Here is a 20759-nt window from a genome sequence, read left to right on the forward strand (position 1 = left end):
CCTGAGGGACGACCCTTAGGTTTTATACACTGTTGGACGGCCAACGCGAGGATTTTACCATGCAAGATAAATATGTCCTTCCACTGGTGGATATCAGCCTTTTAAATAGCACAAATCTAGATGACCATATGCAAGTTGCTCAAGCGCTTGATCAGGCCTGTAAAGAAGTTGGCTTTCTCTACCTCAGAGGTGATCAATTTCAACCTGCATTATTTGCACAGTTATGTGACATTGCGAAGCACTATTTTGCCCAAGATGAAGCATTAAAAATGCAAAATTATATTGGAAAATCGGTGAATCATAGTGGCTATGTACCGATAGGTGAAGAACAGTTTTCGAGTAACAGCTACGATTTAAAAGAATCTTATGATGTGAATTATGACTATCAAGGGTCTGCATTAAATTATCCCTTACTTGGCCCGACGCAATGGCCAGATGATCCTGCATTTAAACGCCATATCTCACAGTACTATCAGCACTTAAAAGCCATTGGTCATCAACTGTTTCGTTGTTTTGCGCTGGCTTTAGAGCAAAAAGAAGACTTTTTTGATGTGCATATTCAACATGCACCCAGCCAGTTACGCCTCATTCACTATCCATATAACCCTCAAGCGACAGATGCAGAAGGCATCGGGGCACATACCGACTATGAGTGCTTTACTTTATTACTACCCACAGCGCCCGGTTTACAAGTCCTCACTAAGCAAGGTGAATGGATTGATATTCCTCTACTTGAAAATACGTTGGTGATGAACATTGGTGACATGATGGAAATATTGTCCAATGGTAAATATTTAGCCACCAAGCATCGGGTCAAAAAAATCCAACAAGAACGCTATTCCTTCCCTTTATTTTTTTCTTGTGACTATAACTATCTCATCCAACCGATTAATACAAATGAACCACCTAAATATGCGCCACTGGCAGGTGGAGAACATTTGTTTAATCAAACGGCTCAAACCTTTCATTATTTAAAACAACGTGTAGCCAGTGGTGAGTTGGTCTTAAAGAATGCCGTTCCGCTTTATTCTTTTGGTCTGACTGAGTCAAACATGGAGTACACCCCATGAATTTATTTGAAACTTTAAGTCAACTAAAACCTATCACAGCTGCTTCAGGCAATGTACCAACCTATTTAATGGGCGCATTTCGGCGTAAGAGTATTAGCTTTTACAATGGTCTGACAGATGAAAATACGATTGTGTATTGGTTTCAGTCCAAGAGTTTCACCATTGACCTACGTCTTAAATCAGTAACAGATACACCTATCGTAGAGCGTCAAGCATGGGTCGGTTATACGCATTGGGATGCACAAAATGCATCACTGTCATGGGAGCTAAGTAGTAATTATCAGAACCATACCCAGTGGCCTGAGCCTGCAACCCTACATACCATTGGCAATTGTATTTTGGAGTTTTCACCCAGTAATGCCTATGTTGAAGACTGGCGTCAACAAGCCAGTACGGGTTTATTTTTAGGACTACACTTAGTCAAAGCTGTACATGTTGCCACGCAACAAGAAATTTCGCTCGATGGCGGTCTCATCATATGCGGTGAGCATATGGCATATGCACAGTCACGTTTACCCCATATTCAACAGAATGTAGACGCATTAGGGGTTCTTTCTTATGTGGAGCAAAGTCCTTCTGACTTAAATCAAATTGAAAGCTATGAAGTATCAGTTTCAACTCAGGATCAACTCATTCAATATTCAAGCTGCACCCAAATGACTCAACAGCAACTCATCCTAGATGGTTTTGAAGTCGTTGATACTAAAACCCTTATACAGCGTAAATTGATCGGTGGAGAAGCGTATCAGTTGGTGTTTGTCGTGGATGTGTATGAACCTGAATACACTTTTCAAAATGTAACACCTACCACGGCGGACAGTCAGGATTGGCTGAAACAAGAACAACATCACCTCATGCATCATGCAGCCGTGGTTACGTAAGGGAGCTTAAAATAAGCTATGGCTTTTCTCTATTTATTGATCGCCGTGATTGCAGAAGTCCTCGCGACTTCTGCATTAAAAGCGACCAATGGTTTCACTGCACCTTTACCTATTGTTTTAACTATTATTGGTTATGCAATTGCGCTCTTTTTCTTAGGTCTAACATTTAAATCCATCCCTATGGGGCTAGCTTACGCACTGTGGTCAGGTGCGGGCATTATTCTTATTTCTACAGTCGGTTGGATTTACTTTAAACAGCAGCTCGACTTTGCTGCGGTTGTTGGTTTAAGTTTTATGATTATCGGCATCGTGATTATTCATGTGTTTTCTAAAAGTACGCATTTATAAATACATGCCTTAAAATCTACTCTTTATTTAACATTAGATCTTTCTTTGCTTTTTAAACACACTCATACAAAAAAGCCCAAGTTAACTTGGGCTTTTAGTTTCTACGGAGTTTTACTTTAACTCTTCAACCAAAGCTGGATAAATTGCACCATCAACATCCATTTCTGTTTTATAAATGCCATTTTCAACGTTGAATTTGTTTACGTGGTAGCTTGAGCCATAAATCGAGTCAAAACCTGAACCTTTCTTAAAAACGGTTTTATTGGCTGCCAAATCGAGTAAATGCGTCCCGCCAATAAATTGTTCATATTGTTTCGGATCGACGCCAACACGATTCGACATAATTTTCACGGCGTCGTCATGTGTTGCAGGGTCATTAATATATTTGACTGTTTTATCCCACACTTGGATCATCTTTTTCCAATCTTCTTTATTGGCAGAAAGATGACTCATATTTACAGTCAGCGTGTCATAAATTAAACCAGGCTTATCTTTAGAACTATAAATAATTTTAGACCCTGCAACAGACTTCAACGCTTGATTGGCTACAGGTTGCCAGACCGCAATTGCAGCAATATCTGGACTGGCAAAAACTTGTGGAAGCTCATTGGTCATAGAATTGACCAATTTAATGTCACTGGTCTTAATTTTTGCATCTGTTAGTGCTGTACTTAGCAATAGATGGTCAACCAAGCCTTTTTCAGTAGCAATACTTTTGCCTTTTAAATCGGCAATGCTGTTAATTCCATCTTTTGCGATAATCACGTCATTACCTGCGGAATAGTCTGTCGCCATAATCATAACACCTTGAGTGCCCCCAGAGGCTGTGACTAGATTATCTCCATTGGTCACCAGTACTGCATCTAGCTGATTGGCTGCAAAAGCAGAAAGTGATGATGAATAATCAAACCATTTAAATTCAACATTCAACCCTGCTTCTTTGAGCCAACCTTTTTCAATTGCCACTTGCCATGCAACAAAACCCGGCCAATCACTATAACCAATCATGATGGTTTTGGTGGCTGTGCTCTCAGATGCACTGTTTTTTGTTTCAGGAATTTTGGCGGTGTTATCACAACCTGCCAATAAAATAGTCGAAACAATAGAGACTGATAAGAACGCTTTTTTAATCATGATGCAATTTTCCCGATGCTGTAAATGTTTAAACTTGCTATATATGGAGTGAGACATTGAGGGCGGTGAACATGGTCACGATTTCAACGCTCTCTGTTTTTCATTTTGTGGAATCGGCGGCATCACTGCATCCATCAGCTCCAAATGCCCTTTGATCACACCTTTCAAAGCAATGAATTGTTGGCTTAGCGCTTTTAACTCTGTAGTTAAGCCCTGCAAAATCATCACTTCTAGAATTTTTTGCTCATCTAACTGAATATGCAGTGAGCTGACCAGTTGTTCTAAAAACTGCTGCTGTAAGTCCAGCAATTGGACTCTAAGTGGCGTAACACTGGCGTCATAGAGCAAGGTAAATGTCCCCACCATCACGGCGTTACGTTGCTCCTGATCCGCAATTAAATGTTTATTGATCATGTCGACAATTGCTTGAGAACGGCTTTCATAGTGCTGATCAACAATTTTCTGATCCAATGCATCGACAGTTAATTCAGGCACAGTGATACTGATCCGTGCCAATTTATGTTTCGGCACGTGCTTATCCTTTTTCGGATGGATCTTGCTTGATATAAATGCCCGCTCTAGCGCTTAAGATAGCAACCACGAACTGTTTAAATACGATGAAGAATGCATTTAAGTCATCTTTGAATTGTTTAGACATTTGCTGCTCCTTTCGGTATTACCAAAAAAGGTTTTTGTAATACCTAGAACTAAGCAGAATACATGCCAATTTTTTTGATTAGATTGACAGCAACAACACATTAAAAAGTTTATTTTTTGTGCAAAATTTATTTATATTTTTAAAATTGATACATCAAAGTGCATTTCGGGCTATTCAGCTTGACTTTTCATCCGTCAAAGGCCCAATGTTTACGTCCCTATAGACAGAATATCTTCTGAAAATGAGATCTTATGTCCTCACAACTTTTAGTTTTCTCTCACTTATAAGCAAAAAAAAATCGCCTGATGGCGATTTTTTTTATTGATAAACTTTTTGGAACTCACCCAAAATTGGAGCTGAGACGCCATCTTTATACACATATCGAGAGATAATACCTTGATCTGTATAAATATTCATTTTGATCGAATTTGTACCTTTTAAGCTACTCATCAAATTTACAGGCGCTAAAATATAATTGATCGAACGGTTTGTGCCTAACACATGATCATGCTCGGTTGGCCCAGTGACAGCAAAAGTTTGGCTTTTTTGTCCATTGGTAAACACGACCTTTTGAATGTCGTATTTATTGTAAGTACTACTCAAATGCATTTTTAACTTAAGCAACTCTTTGTTCGATTCATTCCAGCTCACAGTAACCACTGGACAAAGCTCATTCTGTGCACAAATGAGTAAACCTGTGGCACCCACATTTTGATGACTTGGGTCTGTAGAGGTTGTCGCACAACCTGAAAGCAACATCGCCCCCAAACTCATGAGTAGCCATTTTTTTGGCGATACGTTCGTTATCATTATATTTACTCCCAGAAACTTAAAAGGCTTTGAAATTCTAAAATGAAGCTTTGATTTTTCCCAGTCCCTATTTTTGACGAATCTGCACCTAAATCAAGCTTTTTCGTTCATTCAGGTTATAAATTTTAAAATTTATATCTCTTTATACAAATATGAAAGAAAAGAACCTGCTGAAAAGCTCGCTACTAACCAAGCACATGTATTCTTTCTAATATGCTCTCAATGAATACTCAACTTTACAAGCCTATCAAAACAGATGACAGAACATGACGAAGGGAACCGACATCCTTTATACTGGTTCTAAAAGCTCACCAAAGACACAGCCGCCGATGAAATTCTTTAGTTGCGCATCCTGTCAAAACCAAGTCTTTTTTGCCAACTCACAATGTGTGAGCTGCCAAACTACACTCGGTTATATTGCATCAGAAAAAGATATGGGGAGCTTTGAACAGCATAGCCCTGTTCTTTGGTTAGCACTAAATGAAAAATACCAGACGAAGCGTTATAAGCCTTGTTATAACTATCAGCATCATCAGGTCTGTAATTGGGTCATTCCCGCAGAGAGCAACGACATCTACTGTGAGTCTTGTGTACTCACATATACCATTCCTACTCTCGATAACCCAGATAATATCGTCTATTGGTCACGGCTCGAACATGCTAAACGGCGTTTTCTGTATTTGATGCAACGCCTGAATATTATGCCAAGGCCCAAATATAACGACGACGATCGCTACGGACTCCGTTTTAATTTTCTCATGCCTGAAGCAGAGCACCCTGTGCTGACAGGACATGCTAATGGCGTCATTACACTCAATGCCAGTGAAGCAGATGTCATCTATAGGGAAACGACCCGTATTAAAATGGGTGAAAACTACCGTACGCTTTTGGGGCATTTCCGTCATGAAAGTGGGCATTATTATTTTGACCTCATTAAATCGCTACATCCTGAGCTGGTCGACGAGTTCCGTCAGTATTTTGGAGATGAGCGTCAAGATTATAACGAAGCACTACAACGCCACTATGAAGATGGCGCACCGCAAAACTGGGACCAATTTTATGTCAGCTCTTATGCCAGCACACATCCTTGGGAAGACTGGGCAGAAACCTGGGCACACTATTTACACATGATGGACACATTGGAAACCGCTTACTATGCAGGATTAATTGTGCGCAATAATCGAAAAGATACGCATGATTTAACCTTTTATGAAAATCCAATCGGCGCTCAAAATTTTGATTTACTCCTCAAACAGTGGATGACACTGACTTTTAACTTAAATGCGTTAAATCGCAGTATGGGTTTAGAAGATGCTTATCCTTTTACGCTATCAGGGCCAGTTCTCGATAAATTACGATTTATACATAAACATGTTTTGGGCAAAGCCTTTGCTCGCCAAATTGCTTGAGCTGAATATAAGCGTTCTTAAGTTATGTCTAGGGACACAAAAGATCGGACCGAATTTGGATGTAACTCGTTAGAAATTATCTTAAAATGAAAGACATCTTTAGCCTATATAGATAACGTCCGTGCTAAAAAATATGCTTTTAACGAAACATCATGCTTTCACGCGACCAATCATTTTAGGGCTAACGATTGTTTTACTGCCGGCCTGCCAGTTGGTCAAAGTCAAAGAAAATAATATCCATCAAGCTATTCGTAGCAAGTCTGAAAATATCTTAACCCACGACCAATTGAGTGCGGAAACCACCAGTTTACTCAAGTTACTCAGCCTGACGCCACAACAATGTACCGCTGAATTTGAAACATGTTTGCAACGCTTAAACACACAGACGGATATTGCAGCAGATGAGCGCTATGCCGCCTTAAGTGAACTGTATTTGGCTCAAGCTTTCGAGTTTTCAAAACAACGCAACTGTGTCCAAGAACAGCCTCACAGTAAAAATAATCACTGCTTAGAAGAGAGCCTTGGGGCCTTCGACCAGAGTTTACGTTATAGCTATGTGTATTTATTTAAAATGCAAGAAAGCCCAAGTACCCGTGTTTTTGATCAAAGACAAATGCATGTCCGCACTTTTTACAATGTCGCTTTGTCACGTTTAATTACCACGGCGTACCGTACACAACCTTTTTATCAAGTTCCCACGCAACTCAACGTCCAACAACGTCAATATATTGTAAATTTAGAACACTATCCTGAACTGAAAAGTAAAACCATTAACCGAGTTCAATCCAGCTATAACTTAAATTTTTCAGGTTTTTATCAAGTCAATCGTCAAGATGGTTTGGGCGCAGAGTTTGTGGTTGTGACTGAAGCGGACCCTATTCATAAAAATGATTTTATTCTTGACCCGATATCGTTTTATCAAAATCAAACCAATCCCAATATCCATCCTGCACGCTATTTGTCCGTAACCGCAGCGGCGCAGCCATTAGACCCGGAAAGCACTATTGAAGATGTGCTTAATGGCAAAGCTGTTTTTGAGATTGAGCTGTTTAATCCTTATACGCAAAAGTATGTAGACATACATCAACAAAAATACATTCTCACGGCGAATTATTCTGTGCCTTTTGCCTACTGGCTGGCAGAAAATAAACTGGGCTCTACAGGCTACTTAACCTTGCTCGATAAAACTGAGCGATTGCGTATGCCACATGTCTATATGCTTGAACCCTACCAACCGAATAAAAAAGTGATTGTACTTATTCATGGTCTCGCCAGCAGCCCTGAAACTTGGGTCAATCTGACCAATAACATTTTGGGGGATAAAGTTTTACGAGAAAACTTTCAGGTATGGCAGGTGTTTTATTCAACCAATATGCCAATTGTTGAAAGCCGCTTTCAGATTCATGCACTACTTAAACAAGCCTTTGCACAAGTTCAACCCAACTCTCGCTCGGCCAGTGACGCCGTGCTGATTGGACACAGTATGGGCGGCGTTATTAGTCGCTTACTGATTAGTGAGCACGATATTTCTGAGCAAGTGATTCCACTATTAAACTATGAGCAATACACCCGATTACAACAATATCCCGTAATCAAAGAACGTTTTCAATTTCATTCTGATTTACCCATTGGACGTGCAATTTTTATTGCTACACCTCACCGTGGTAGTGAACTGTCTGACCGCTGGTACATGGAATTGGTGAAGAAAATGGTGAAGTTGCCGATTACTTTCTTTAACCAAGTGGATATACAACTCAATGGTAGCTCTAGCACCAAAGGCATGGTGCAATCTGGCCCAGACGACTTAAGTCCAAAGTCACGCTTTATGGCTTTGACCAGTAACATCATGCCGGTATCCACAGTTCCTTATCATTCTATTATTGGTAATCACCGTCAGACCAATGACATACATGACATAAGCGATGGTATTGTGCCCTATTCCAGTTCACATTTAGAACAGGCTGTCTCTGAAAAAATCATTAAAGGCAATCACTCTGTGCATGAGGAAGCAGAAACATTATTAGAATTACGGCGTATTTTGAGGTTACACCTTGAGCAAACTCGGGCTCAATGATCAATAGTACTAAAAATGTTCTACTACTTGTCGATTTTTATCCGAATACTCTAACTCAGCTAAATGAGCATCGAAAACTTGAAAAGCAGCGGTTGTAAAATCTCAGGTACGGAAAGGTTTTGATATACTTGCTTTATCTAAAAAATACATGCATTTATCTGCTCGGAAACATTATGCACATTAAAAATCAAGTTGTACTGGTCACAGGTGGCGCACGCGGTTTAGGTCTTGCGATTACACACGCCTTAATCAATGAAGGTGCTCGTGTAGTCGTGAACTATTTGAACAGCCAAGCAGCAGCACAAACCTTAGCTCAGCAGTATCCCGAACAGGTTTTTATCTACCAAGCTGATGTTACAGACAATGCTCAAGTCAAAAGTATGTTTGACGCAAGCTTTCAGCATTTTGGACAGCATATCAACGCCGTGATTAATAATGCGCTGATTCAGTTCGAGTTTAATGGCGAGGCCCGCCCAAAAGTTCATGAGCTCCGCTGGGAAACTATGCAACAACAATTTGAGGGTGCAGTTAAAGCCGCTTTGAATACTACCCAAGCAGCGCTTGAAGGTATGAAACAAGGTCAGTTTGGGCGCATTGTAAACATCAGAACCAATCTGGTGCAGAACCCTGTGGTGCCTTATCATGACTACACCACGGCGAAGGCTGCACTGTTGGCATTTACCCGTACCTCAGCGCATGAACTTGGTCAATACGGCATTAATATCAATATGCTCTCTGGCGGTTTACTACAAACCACCGATGCCAGCAAAAGTACACCCAATGAAGTTTTTGATTACATCGCGAGTGCAACACCACTGCGTCGTGTAGTTACACCTGAGGAATTTGCTTCAGCCATTTTAATGTTCTTATCGCCATATTCTTGTGCTGTGACAGGTCAAAACTTGATTGTGGATGGTGGTTTAGTCAAAGGCTAATGAGCTTTAATCCCTAAACTCTGAATAAGCATGATTAAACAATCCATTTTTAAAATTCTCGAAGCTTCATCGACTTGAAGCTTTATTTAGATTCAAGTCTTCTTCAAAATTTGCTCATCCTAGCAAGGAATACAGTACGATGCTTTCTTTTCCCATTCGGCACCGACTGGCTGGTTTTTACTTTTTCTATTATTCCATTGTGGGCACGTTCATGCCGTTTTGGAGCCTGTATCTCGAAGATCAAGGCTTTAACTACAGTGAAATCGGTATCCTTTCCTCAATTGCGATCATTACCCGTTTTTTTGCTCCTTTTATTTGGGGCTGGATTGCAGATAAATCAGGGAAACGGATGCTCTTGGTCAGAGTCGCAACGTGGATGGAAGCCTGTATTTGGTTCATGATTTTTATCATTCCAAACTCCTTTCAGGCGATCGCCCTGCTCATGCTGATCTTTAGCTTCTTCCAAAACGCCATTCTGGCTCAGTTTGAAGGCGTAACTCTATTTTGGCTCGCGGAACAACGCAGTGCTTTGTATGGAAAAGTTCGAAAGTGGGGCTCGGTCGGTTTTATTGTCGGGGTTTTTGGTATCGGAGCCTTATTAGAAATTTTACCCATCTCTATGCTGCCAGTTTTATTGCTGTGTATTTCTTTTTTGGCCTTTATTTGGTCATTTAGCATAAAAGAACCGACCACTGCACCCCATTCACAAGGGCAGCTCGAGCCATTATTACCGATTTTAAAAAAACCCGTTGTAGCGGCATTTTTCGGTATCGAGTTTATTCTGCTTTTTTCGCATGCGCCCTTTTATAGTTTTTATAGCAACTTCTTAAAACAAGCCGGTTACTCAACCACAGAAATTGGTTTTTTGTGGGCTGTCGGTGTCATGGCCGAAATTATTATGTTTGCCATTGCTCACATTTTTTTCAAACGTTTTTCATGGCGACTCATGGTGTCTATTTGTCTGATCCTCACGGCGCTACGCTGGTTTATGGTCGGTTCTTTTCCACAAATCTTTGCGATCCAGTTCTTCGCACAAACTATCCATGCCTTTAGCTTTGGCTTATTTCATCTCATCGCGATGCGTATCATTTTCCAAAACTTTAGTTTAGGACAACAAGGACGTGGTCAAGCCCTGTATAGCACCATGTGGGGACTGGGTGTAGCGTCTGGAAGTATTCTTGCAGGAAATTATTGGCACAGCCTGTCAGGCGAACTTATTTTTATTTTGGCAGGCTGTGCGGTTCTACTCGGTTTGGGTTTTATTCGCTACTTACCCAAAGAAGTTCAAGCTTAAAAAGTTCTCTTCTGATTTGCGCGCATAAATTGCAGCAGTTTCATTAATCAGCTTTCTAAACTTTGATTTCACTATATTTATGAAACCATGGCTGGGCCTGTTCAAGCTGACTAGCCAACTGTAAGAGCAGATCTTCACGGGCAAAAGGCGCAATAAACTGCGAACCAAGCGGAAGATTGTCAGCATTCCAATACAAAGGTACAGACATCGCGGGTAAACCTGTGATGTTGGCTAGCTGAGTAAAAGGCACCCAACGCAAATTATCTTTCACAATTTTATCGACCAGTTTTCCTTGTGCCAACAGATGTGCTTTGCCGACTTTTAATAAACTTTTTAAAATTGGTTTTTGCCATGATGGGGTAGAAATTTGCCCATTTTTGGGTGCGACTGAAGCTGTAGCAGGAGTCAGATAAAGATCATAATGATCAAAGAATTGGTTCATTTGGGTGACATACACCCCCCAATTATTCAGATTATGAATATATTCTAACGCAGTCGTTTTCGCACCAAAAGCAGCCAAAGCTAAAGAATCCAGCTCAAAATCTCCTGCTGTGGTCGGAACCTGTTGCTTAATCTGCTCTAACATATAAGAAAATTGACTAAACCACGTCGTGATAAAGTCTCTGGCCAAAGACATACCATCTATCTCAGGTTGTGCTTCGACCACTGTATGCCCTAAAGACTCCAACAAACGTGCGGTATGATGTACAGCATCAATTGCATCTTTAGACACTGTGGTTCCGATAGGCGACTGAGTACTAAATGCAATTTTAAGTTTTTTTACAGGCTGCTGTAGACAGGCCAAATAGCTTTGGCTGGGTAGTTCAATTTTAAACAATGAACTATGCTCTGCACCCTGCGTTGCATCTAACATGGCTGCACTGTCTCTTACACTTTTACTCAATACATGCTGTATCGCAGCGCCATGCATTGCTTCACTCATATCTGGGCCCCACGGCGTACGTCCACGACTTGGTTTTAAACCAAATAAACCGCAATACGATGCAGGAATTCGAATCGACCCGCCGCCGTCGCCCGCACCCGCAATCGGGACAATTCCTGCGGCCACCGCAGAAGCGGAACCACCCGATGAACCACCACTGTTATGTTTTAAATTCCAAGGATTATGACAGGCTCCCCAAGCATCTGATTCCGTAATGCCTTTGATACCAAACTCAGGGGTATTGGTACGCCCAAAAGTTAAAATGCCTGTGTTTTCCCAACGGTTTACAATTTCTGCATTATGTTCTGCAATATGGCCCGTACGTTTAAATGCTTGGCATCCATAAGATGTTGGATAACCTGCATATTCTTGAAATAAATCCTTTACTAAAAATGGCACCCCAGCAAATGGGCCAGACAATGCATTTTGCGCTCTGTTCTTGGCATAATCATGCATCGGAATAATAATCGCATTTAAAGCAGGATTGGTTTGTTGGCTACGCTCAATTGCAATTTGTAATAATTCAGCGGGATGGATTTGTTTTTGTGCAACCAACTCAGCTAAACCCAGCCCATCATAACGAAGGTATTCAGAAAAATTCATTTTTATCCAAGTATCTATAGTTTTTATTGTTTTATACTTTTACTAAATTTTAACCTATGAGGCAAGTTGTACTTGATTGCGTCCTAAAGTTTTGGCTTGATATAACGCCCGATCAGCACGATTTAACAAGCTCTGTAGACTATTGTGAGTTGGTAAAATTTGATGCACCACACCAAGACTCACCGTCATACTCAAAACAGCATGTGCCACTTGAGTTTTTGAAGTAGCGACAGCACGGCAGATACGTTCTGCAATGATTTGCGATTCAATTTCAGTGGTATTATTTAACACCACCACAAATTCTTCACCGCCCATACGCGCAAATAAATCCTGTTCACGCAAATTACTTTTCACCGTCGTGGCAAAGCTTTGTAGCAATACATCACCAATATAGTGACCATATTGATCGTTCATTTTCTTAAAGTGATCAATATCTAGCACAATGATACTCATCGATTTAACCAAATTTTCCTTCAATAAGTTTTCAGTTTGAGTGAAGAAAAAACGGCGATTTCCCACATGAGTTAAGGGATCGTGGTTGGCCAGATAAAGTACTTCTTTATACAGATCATGACGATTACGACTCACAATACATAAAAGCAAAGGTGCAATCATCAACATGCACAGCCCTATACGCACCGAAATAGAAGTGGCCAAGAAGTTGTTTGCTGTACGTGAAATATAATAGGTCGTTAAACTATGATACGTCACAAAACAAACCAAACTGTTAATGATACTCACATAAAATAAGTTGTAACTTAAAGCCGTCCAAATGAGCCCTGCTAGAGGGAAAAGTAAGGCACCAGGACCAAAGAACAGATGAGTACATGCCACAGAAATTAAAACTGAGAGTAAGGGTAAAACATCGACAAACTGGGTTTCCCACTGTCTACGGTTAGTCCAAAGATACTTTAATTTCTTCGCTGCAGGAAAGGTCAACATGAGGGGTAAAAGTGAAATACAATTGAGAACTTCCCCTGTCCACCAAATATAAAACTCAGCCCAAAGGTCTTGCGTGCTCATAAAAGTGTGTGGCATATACGGAACGACCGCAACGGCAAATATCGCGCTGGAAAAACACCCAAGAAAAACACAAACCAAGAAAAGATAAAGAAAATTTAAGCCTTTGTTATATGCACGATAGTCAATTTGTAAATAATGGATAAAAAATAACGAAACGCCTACCGTCATAAAATTGGCGATCGTTAAAGCTAAAGTCAGTTCAAGATGATTCCCAGTGACTAAATCTGCCGACATATAACCAATAAATGCACCCAACCAACCACCAACATTTCTGAGTGGCTTAAACCTTAAAAATAAGCCGATCAGTACTGCATTAGCTGGCCAAAAATAAGCGAAATATGCAATCGGTCGAGTGAATATCCCAAGCAAGCAGCAGACAAAAATCACCGCAGCAACAATCAAAAATGCTCGGCCATGCTGTTTAAAATTCAACGATACTTCTGTGAGCTTAACTGCGTACAAAATATTCCCTCATTTTTACATGAGTTATGATTAAACATCATGTTTTCTACTGTCCATTTGCTTGCAAAGGATGCATTGATGAAAACCATCACAGATTGACAATATTTACTAAATAAACTCTATCGATTGTTCGTTATGGTTTCAATATGATTTTTTGATTTATATCCTGAATCTAGATATTTACGATTAAACGCTGATATCACTCTCACCCATAAAAAAAGCCTCCACATTGGGAGGCTTTTATCATCTTTGGACTTATTTTGCTTCAGACGCTGCCGCTGGTGCTGATGCACCTGCTTCTTCAGACTCTAAAGGTGCAGCATCAATCATCTCTGGACTAACTTCAATATTGGTCACTGGTGTCTCAGTTGCTGAACTTTCCACTGGCGGTTGTTCAGTCTCTTGTTTTTTGTCACTACACGCAGCAAGCGACAGCATTGTTGCAGAAGCTAAAACCACCAAAGCCATTTTCATGTTAACCATTATTCACCTTCACATTAGTCATCAATTGCTTGAAACAATACTACTTATTTTTGCTCAAGTTTAAAGTATTAGTTTGTGAGCAATCTTTTGAATTTAAGGCAGAATTATAACACCATTGAACAAAAATGATAAAAACAAGCTCGAAGCCAACTTGTTTTTTATCCCTTCAAGGATGCACCCAATTAAATTGGATACGCTGTCGCCACTTCCTGACTAATCATTGCCGCAGTTGCCGCAGATAGCGTCCAACCTAAGTGCCCATGTCCTGTATTAAAGAACACACGTTCTAACTTTCCACGGCGCACTACAGGCATCATATTCGGCATCATAGGACGAAGACCTGCCCAAGGCACCGCATGCTCTGTCGAAACTTTAAAGTTACGGTTGGTCCAGTCAACAAGAGGTTGAATTCGATCTGCACGGATATCACGGTTATAGCCATTAAACTCAGCAGTGCCCGCAACACGAAAACGATCTTTACCTAAACGTGAAGTTACAATTTTCGCACTTTCATCTAGCAAGCTCACCCACGGCGCATTTTGCTGACTTTCTTCATCATTCAGCATGACAGTAATCGAATATCCCTTTACAGGATAAACATTGACGCGCTCTTGAACCAATTCGGCCAATTGATAACTACCCACACCAGCACAAACCACAACTGCATCGGCAGCCAACATTTCCACTTCATTTGGAAGCAGTTCAACATTCTCTGAACTTGGCTGTAACTTCACTTCAACACCTGAAGTTAAATGTTCGATATCTGTCACATCCATACCAAAACGATACTTCACACCTAACTTTTTGGTGACTTCAGCCAAACCTGTGGTGTACTTATGAATATCACCCGTCGCATCACCTTCACAATAAAATCCAGCATAATATTCGCCGGTCAATGTCGGCTCAATTTGCTTAATTTCTTCGTTGGACACGCCAGAACGTTCAAGTCCACCTTTATTGAGTAAATCATTAACTCGAATAGCAACGTCATAATCTTGTTTATTATGATAAAAATGCAAAATACCACGTTTTTCTAAATTGAAGTCGATTGACTCTTTATCCGCAATTTCGAACAAGCGTTGACGAGCCAATAAAGCCAAACGTACTGTTTCGTGGGTATTAGCCTCATAATGTTTAATATTGCCCAGAAATTCCATCAGCCATGCATATTTATGCACACTAAATGCAGGATTGAGCAATAAAGGGGCAGATTTTTGAGACATCCATTTCATGCCTTTCAGCACTGTCGATTTTTGGTTCCAAACTTCCGCATTGCATGCGGACAGTTGTCCACCATTTGCAAAAGAAGTTTCCATGGCTGGAAATAAATGCCGATCCACAACTGTCACTTGATAACCCAGTTGACTTAATTCATACGCAGTTGTGACGCCTGTAATTCCAGCACCAATGACAACGACATGACACATAGACACCTCCTTTTTATTGTTTGATGTCAACCCCATCTGTCATGTGTACCTGAGAGCTTCGATCTAAAACATCCCATGACGTTTTAAACCATCCCCTTCGGTGAGTGATTGAACACTTCTCTCCAGAGTTTTTTCATTATTACAGTCCTTTTGCCTGAGAGTTTCCGGGGTCGTTGCTCCTTCGGCGAATGCAGAACATTTCTCTCCTGCAATAATGCTTATTATTCTATGAGCAATTTATATACCATGTAATCACCCAATTGGAAACTGCTCTTAAAGTATTATCTTTCGTTTATTTTTATAGAGTACGGCCTCAGCTTAGGACAAGCGTTGCACTATACTGGCTAACATGACTATCTTTTGCTTCAAAAGAGGACGCATGCTATCGGACATTAGCGCTATCCTGAGGTCATCTAAACATCTTTGCGCATGGTTACGGTCTATACTTCTTTGAATGTTTCATTTTATTTTTTCTCAACCTTAAAAGAATGAATGAGTTGTTCTGCATTTTGATAAATTTCTTGCCAATGCGGTAGTAACTCACTGTGAAAGCTTATAGTGATATAACTCGTATTAAACCCATAATTGGGCTGATGTGTATTAAATTCACAACTTGTTGCAGCACTCTTAAAATAAAGACATACAATAGTGAGACTTACCCCTTTACCTTTATGCTCCTGCCAATACACCTTTTTTCTAACACCGTCATCACTTTTTACCTCTATTTCATAGAGCCCTAAATCTGAGTTAAATGTTTTTGTTTCATCTACCCATATTTCACTCACCTCTTCTCCACTAGAAGAAAACATTCCTTTTCTTAGTTTTCTTTTTAACTGACCAAAATAATTAAAGAAGTCTTTACTTCCCCACTCCTCTTTCCAAACGGAACGTTGGTTTAATGCGATTTTGATCACATCTTTATTTTCAGAATCTAGGGTCTGTTGAGAATTACCGAGAGTTAATTAAACTCGCGCACAATTGAATCATGGCTTCAAAACTCGTATCTGTTTTACAACTACGCATCGCTATACGTTTAAATTCTTTTAACTTACAGAAATAGTTTTCAATGAGATGACGCCATTTATACATAATCGTATCAAATGCTCTCATTACTTTTCGATTAGATTTAGGTGGGATCACCACTTTCACTTTACGTTCATTGAGTTCTTGGATGAGCCAATCTGCATCAAATGCTTTATCAGCCAGTAATGCTTGAAAATCAACATCTTCAATTAAAGGTTTGGTTTCTACTAAATCGTGATATTGACCAGGCATTAATCGAAATTTAATAAGGTTGCCTAGACTATCCACTAAGGCAAGAATTTTACAGGTCATTCCACCTCGAGATTTACCTATAGACTGTTTGAAAGTCCCCCTTTTGCACCTTGCCCATGTCGATGAACTTTAACAATCGTTCCATCAATCATGGCGTATTCCAAATCAACATCTTCATTTACAGATGCAAAAATAGTTTCAAATACACCAGCTTTCACCCAATCACGGTATCTTTTAAAGACGGTATTCCATTTACCAAAATGAGGAGGTAGATCACGCCATGGACTGCCTGTACGGGCAATCCATAGGACTGCTTCTAAAAATAATCGATTATCTTTTCCACTACGACCTCGATCGGTCACTTTACCTAGGCAAAAAGGTTCCATTTTTGCCCATTGGGCATCAGTAAGTATGTATCTATCCATAGTACTATTATAAATTAATCAGTAGCCTTTGTTAATTCTCAACAAGCCCTAGTTTAAAGCCTTCTCTAGATGCTTTCATTTCAGGCCATTTCACTTTCAAAGCAATACTTTGAATTTGATCATCACAACCTTTGGCCTCGTGTTCTTCTTTTATATTTTTCCCCCAATAATTCACACCTTGATAAGTCACTCTGCCATAATATAAATACTGCTTATCAATGAGCATGTGCTGATCACCAAATTTTCCACAAGCATATAAACGCGCTTTAACTTTTTCAGGGTCATGCATACTGTCGTAGCCGTATATCAACAATGAAATAACCAAAACTGTGAGTAGTGATAAAAATATAATGGTGCCTCGTCTGACTGTGCTAATTTTTTTATTCATATGCCCCTTCTTTTTTCTTTTAAAAATGAACTCTCTAAATGACTTAACCCGAATCACGGATAAGAAATTGACTTGAAAAAGAGAAGAACTAAAGCCATTCACTGTGTGACCACACTAAACTTACGACTCTAACCCTTATGTTCCTTGTGCTATAAACGGCTCATACCCAATTATTCTGTGTTATTGATGATTTCTTTCAGAAACGAGAAAGACTCCAACTCTAAATTTGCTTACTCAGTAGGACCAAATGAAGATTCATCAACGGTTGTCCTACATTGGCACTAAATAGGTAAGATGCCGTTTGATGAGTATCGTGATAGCCATAGCGCACATAATATGCCAACAACTCTTTTCTTACATTTAAGATTAGCTTTCATACGCAAATAAAAAAGTCAGACCGAAGTCTGACTTTAATATGTACTCTCTTAAATATAAAGAGAGTTTTCTAGTATTCAATCGGTGCAAATGGTGCAACGACGTCTGCATTTTGAGCACGATGACGCAGAAAGTGATCCATTAAAACAATCGCAAGCATTGCTTCTGCAATCGGAGCCGCACGCACACCCACACAAGGGTCATGACGACCTTTGGTTAATACGTCAGTATCTTCACGATTAATATTAATCGTTTTACCCGGTGTGGTAATAGACGCTGTTGGTTTCAACGCAATTGCAACACGAATAGTTTGACCACTCGAAATACCGCCTAAAATGCCCCCTGCATGGTTCGCAAGGAAACCATCGGTGGTTAACTCATCACGGCTTTCATGTCCAAACTGACCCACAACAGCAAAACCATCACCAATCTCAACACCTTTAACAGCATTAATAGACATCATGGCATGGGCAATGTCAGCATCTAGACGGTCAAAAACAGGCTCACCCCAACCTACAGGCACTTTTTCAGCCAAAATTTCAAGCTTTGCCCCACAACTAGTGCCTTGCTCACGCAATGAAGTTACCAGTGCTTCAAAACGCGGTACGGCATCGACATCGCCACAGAAAAATGGATTATTAGGTACTTCATTCCAATCCAATTTTTCCGCAATTTCAGTCCCAATTTGGGTCACATGACCACGAATTAAAATACCAAACTTTTCAGCCAAGTATTTTTTCGCAATTGCACCCGCAGCCACACGCATCGCCGTTTCACGCGCACTTGAACGACCACCGCCACGGTAATCACGGAAACCGTACTTTTGTGTATAAGTATAGTCCGCATGTCCCGGACGGAAGCTTTGTGCAATATTGCCGTAATCTTTGGATTTTTGATCGGTGTTACGGATCAATAAACCAATTGGTGTACCTGTTGTTTTACCTTCAAACACACCAGAAATGATTTCAACTTCATCAGGTTCTTTGCGCTGCGTGGCAAATTTAGAGGTTCCCGGCTTACGACGGTCTAAATCTTTTTGCAAATCGTCTGCTGTAAGCTCAAGGCCCGGTGGAACACCATCCACAATCGCCATTAAGCCTACACCATGAGATTCACCACAAGTCGTTACACGGAAGAGTTGCCCTATACTATTACCTGCCATGTCTAACGACTCCTTTTATGCTTGAACAGATTGAATGAATAAATCACGGAATTGACGACATTGAGCCGCAGTCAATGCAAAGATTCCTGTACCACCTTTTTGGAACTGTAACCAGTAAAAATCAACAGTATTAAAGTTTTGGCGCATTGCCCATTCAGAATTACCCACTTCAATCACGATGAGACCATCTTCAGTTAAGTAATCTGGCGCTTGAGCTAACATTTTACGAACCAAATCTAAGCCATCTTGACCTGCTGCCAGAGCCAATTCAGGTTCATGATGGAATTCTTCAGGTAAATCTGCCATGTCTTCAGCATCCACATAAGGTGGATTAGACACGATAAGATCGTATTGATTTTCAGCAGGAATTTTGGAGAACAGGTCAGACTCAAGTAAAGCCACTTGATACTGTTTGTCGTGGTGTTCCGAGTTAATTTGAGCCACTTCTAAAGCTTCTTTAGAAATATCCGTTGCATCTACTTCGGCATCTGGGTAGGCATAAGCCAAAGCAATCGCGATACAACCTGAGCCCGTACACATATCTAAAATACGTTGTGGCGTTTTTGGATTCGGGTTTTCTGGCAAGTTGTTGACTGCCTCACCCATTTGGCCATTTTCACCTAAGCAATAAGGTGCAAAACGGTTTTGAATCAATTCTGCAATCGGTGAACGCGGAATCAGTACACGTTCATCGACATAATATGGCTTGCCATCAAAATATGCCAAATTAAGCAAATATGAAGTCGGTACTTTTTCATTAATACGACGTTCTAATAAGCTTAAAACTTCTGTCTTTTCGCTTGGTAGTAGCTTCGACTCTAAGATTTCAGCATCCGCATTCCAATCTAAAGATAAAGTTTGTAAAACCAAAGCTGAACTTTCAGCAAAATAGTCTTCTGTACCTTGACCTAAATGTGCATCGTATTGACGTAATGCTGTCACTCCAAAACGGATAAAATCACGAATTGTGCTTAAGTTTTCAGCGGCTTCCTGTATATGTTCAGGGCTAATAGTCGGGCGATCCACTAAAGGCGTCTCCAAGGTCATAATAAAAACGCCTTATGATACCCTGTTTTTCTATGATTTATAATGTTTTGATGCACAGCAAACACATTTTCATGCGCGTTGCGCTTATTTGCTGATACGGCCTGTACGTGCTTCGTACATATCTGCACGGGTTTGTGTCATTTGCATCAGACACGAAATACGCTGTAATTCAGTCTTTTCATTTTTCACGATAGGTTTGTTATTACAAATCTGATCACGCTGCGCCAGCCATTGCTGATGAGACTGTTTAACCAGTCCTTGCTCTTCTACAGGAGCCTTCGCTAAATACGGCTTAAATACTTTCTTTAAGCGTTTCTTTTGTACTTTATATTCTTTACTCATGCATGCATCAATTTCACTCAACACATTGCCAGTTTGCTTCATGCATGCTTCATATTTTTTAGTTGGGCCCATTGCATAGGCTGAACCACTGAATAATCCCACAACAAGCAACGCACTAAATATTTGTTTCAATTCCTTTCCCCAAAGCAAATTTTCTTCATTCATTTTTTAATCTAGTCATTCACAACATC

At 40.2% G+C, this 20759-nt stretch carries 21 protein-coding genes and 1 riboswitch; of the genes, 7 read left to right on the forward strand and 14 right to left on the reverse strand.

Annotation, left to right across the window (positions count from 1 at the left end; translation table 11 throughout):
• The first annotated feature begins 59 nt into the window (after positions 1-59).
• From AC4CU2_RS08945 to AC4CU2_RS08955, 3 genes are read left to right on the forward strand one after another with little or no spacing between them, the layout of a single operon-like run.
• On the forward strand, positions 60-1070 hold the full coding sequence (locus tag AC4CU2_RS08945; RefSeq protein ID WP_490768667.1) for an isopenicillin N synthase family dioxygenase: 1011 nt from the start codon (positions 60-62) through the stop codon (positions 1068-1070).
• The gene (locus AC4CU2_RS08950; protein WP_490768668.1) at positions 1067-1951 is read left to right on the forward strand and encodes a hypothetical protein; all 885 of its coding nucleotides are present in this window, start codon (positions 1067-1069) and stop codon (positions 1949-1951) included. Before AC4CU2_RS08945 ends, AC4CU2_RS08950 begins: the two co-directional genes overlap by 4 nt.
• 18 nt (positions 1952-1969) lie before the next feature.
• A complete protein-coding gene (locus tag AC4CU2_RS08955; RefSeq protein ID WP_159128315.1) occupies positions 1970-2299 on the forward strand; it encodes a DMT family transporter in 330 nt (109 codons plus the stop codon).
• A 111-nt stretch (positions 2300-2410) separates the two neighbouring features.
• On the opposite strand, the gene AC4CU2_RS08960 is transcribed toward AC4CU2_RS08955, so the two are convergent.
• From AC4CU2_RS08960 to AC4CU2_RS08975, 4 genes are all read right to left on the reverse strand, one after another.
• Entirely contained in the window at positions 2411-3433 is a 1023-nt protein-coding gene (locus tag AC4CU2_RS08960) for an ABC transporter substrate-binding protein (RefSeq protein ID WP_279746671.1), read from the reverse strand.
• Positions 3434-3508: 75 nt separating this feature from the next.
• Positions 3509-3964, reverse strand: a complete 456-nt coding sequence (locus AC4CU2_RS08965) for a CopG family ribbon-helix-helix protein (RefSeq protein WP_490768669.1) — start codon at positions 3962-3964, stop codon at positions 3509-3511.
• Between the two features lie 4 nt (positions 3965-3968).
• Complete coding sequence (locus tag AC4CU2_RS08970) at positions 3969-4091, reverse strand: hypothetical protein (RefSeq protein WP_260395253.1); 123 nt, start codon at positions 4089-4091, stop codon at positions 3969-3971.
• 318 nt (positions 4092-4409) lie between these two features.
• Positions 4410-4901 (reverse strand): hypothetical protein, encoded by a 492-nt coding sequence (locus tag AC4CU2_RS08975; RefSeq protein ID WP_126036591.1) that lies wholly within the window; start codon positions 4899-4901, stop codon positions 4410-4412.
• A gap of 329 nt (positions 4902-5230) precedes the next feature.
• Between AC4CU2_RS08975 and AC4CU2_RS08980 the strand changes: the two genes are divergently transcribed.
• From AC4CU2_RS08980 to AC4CU2_RS08995, 4 genes are all read left to right on the forward strand, one after another.
• Positions 5231-6310 carry a zinc-binding metallopeptidase family protein gene (locus AC4CU2_RS08980; protein WP_490769224.1) on the forward strand — a complete coding sequence of 360 codons (1080 nt, stop codon included), beginning with the start codon at positions 5231-5233 and terminating at the stop codon, positions 6308-6310.
• A gap of 133 nt (positions 6311-6443) precedes the next feature.
• Positions 6444-8384 carry an esterase/lipase family protein gene (locus tag AC4CU2_RS08985; protein ID WP_490768670.1) on the forward strand — a complete coding sequence of 647 codons (1941 nt, stop codon included), beginning with the start codon at positions 6444-6446 and terminating at the stop codon, positions 8382-8384.
• A 173-nt stretch (positions 8385-8557) separates the two neighbouring features.
• A complete protein-coding gene (locus AC4CU2_RS08990) occupies positions 8558-9319 on the forward strand; it encodes a 3-oxoacyl-ACP reductase (RefSeq protein WP_490768671.1) in 762 nt (253 codons plus the stop codon).
• A 139-nt stretch (positions 9320-9458) separates the two neighbouring features.
• The gene (locus AC4CU2_RS08995; RefSeq protein WP_490768672.1) at positions 9459-10613 is read left to right on the forward strand and encodes an MFS transporter; all 1155 of its coding nucleotides are present in this window, start codon (positions 9459-9461) and stop codon (positions 10611-10613) included.
• A 55-nt stretch (positions 10614-10668) separates the two neighbouring features.
• On the opposite strand, the gene AC4CU2_RS09000 is transcribed toward AC4CU2_RS08995, so the two are convergent.
• The 10 genes from AC4CU2_RS09000 to AC4CU2_RS09045 form a co-directional block, all read right to left on the reverse strand.
• Positions 10669-12159 (reverse strand): amidase, encoded by a 1491-nt coding sequence (locus tag AC4CU2_RS09000; RefSeq protein ID WP_490768673.1) that lies wholly within the window; start codon positions 12157-12159, stop codon positions 10669-10671.
• Between the two features lie 54 nt (positions 12160-12213).
• On the reverse strand, positions 12214-13644 hold the full coding sequence (locus tag AC4CU2_RS09005; RefSeq protein ID WP_490768674.1) for a GGDEF domain-containing protein: 1431 nt from the start codon (positions 13642-13644) through the stop codon (positions 12214-12216).
• Positions 13645-13899: 255 nt separating this feature from the next.
• Positions 13900-14127: a hypothetical protein gene (locus AC4CU2_RS09010; RefSeq protein ID WP_490768675.1), complete on the reverse strand. Its 228-nt coding sequence runs from the start codon at positions 14125-14127 to the stop codon at positions 13900-13902.
• Between the two features lie 182 nt (positions 14128-14309).
• Entirely contained in the window at positions 14310-15554 is a 1245-nt protein-coding gene (locus tag AC4CU2_RS09015; RefSeq protein ID WP_490768676.1) for a D-amino acid dehydrogenase, read from the reverse strand.
• 132 nt (positions 15555-15686) lie between these two features.
• A riboswitch (glycine riboswitch) is annotated at positions 15687-15773 on the reverse strand.
• A gap of 245 nt (positions 15774-16018) precedes the next feature.
• Complete coding sequence (locus AC4CU2_RS09020) at positions 16019-16468, reverse strand: hypothetical protein (RefSeq protein ID WP_490768677.1); 450 nt, start codon at positions 16466-16468, stop codon at positions 16019-16021.
• Positions 16469-16502: 34 nt separating this feature from the next.
• Positions 16503-17254, reverse strand: a protein-coding gene (locus AC4CU2_RS09025) for an IS5 family transposase (RefSeq protein WP_101495461.1) whose coding sequence is annotated in 2 segments (ribosomal slippage) — positions 16503-16918 and positions 16918-17254 — 753 coding nt in all. Because the reading frame shifts where the segments join, the coding sequence is not laid out codon by codon here.
• A gap of 31 nt (positions 17255-17285) precedes the next feature.
• Entirely contained in the window at positions 17286-17642 is a 357-nt protein-coding gene (locus AC4CU2_RS09030) for a hypothetical protein (RefSeq protein ID WP_490768678.1), read from the reverse strand.
• A 445-nt stretch (positions 17643-18087) separates the two neighbouring features.
• The gene (gene aroC / locus AC4CU2_RS09035) at positions 18088-19179 is read right to left on the reverse strand and encodes a chorismate synthase (protein ID WP_490768679.1); all 1092 of its coding nucleotides are present in this window, start codon (positions 19177-19179) and stop codon (positions 18088-18090) included.
• A gap of 15 nt (positions 19180-19194) precedes the next feature.
• On the reverse strand, positions 19195-20205 hold the full coding sequence (prmB, locus tag AC4CU2_RS09040; protein ID WP_010326759.1) for a 50S ribosomal protein L3 N(5)-glutamine methyltransferase: 1011 nt from the start codon (positions 20203-20205) through the stop codon (positions 19195-19197).
• A gap of 105 nt (positions 20206-20310) precedes the next feature.
• Positions 20311-20733, reverse strand: a complete 423-nt coding sequence (locus AC4CU2_RS09045) for a lysozyme inhibitor LprI family protein (RefSeq protein WP_201707214.1) — start codon at positions 20731-20733, stop codon at positions 20311-20313.
• Between the last annotated feature and the right edge of the window lie 26 nt (positions 20734-20759).

The organism is Acinetobacter sp. 797_lipA, from assembly GCF_058243025.1.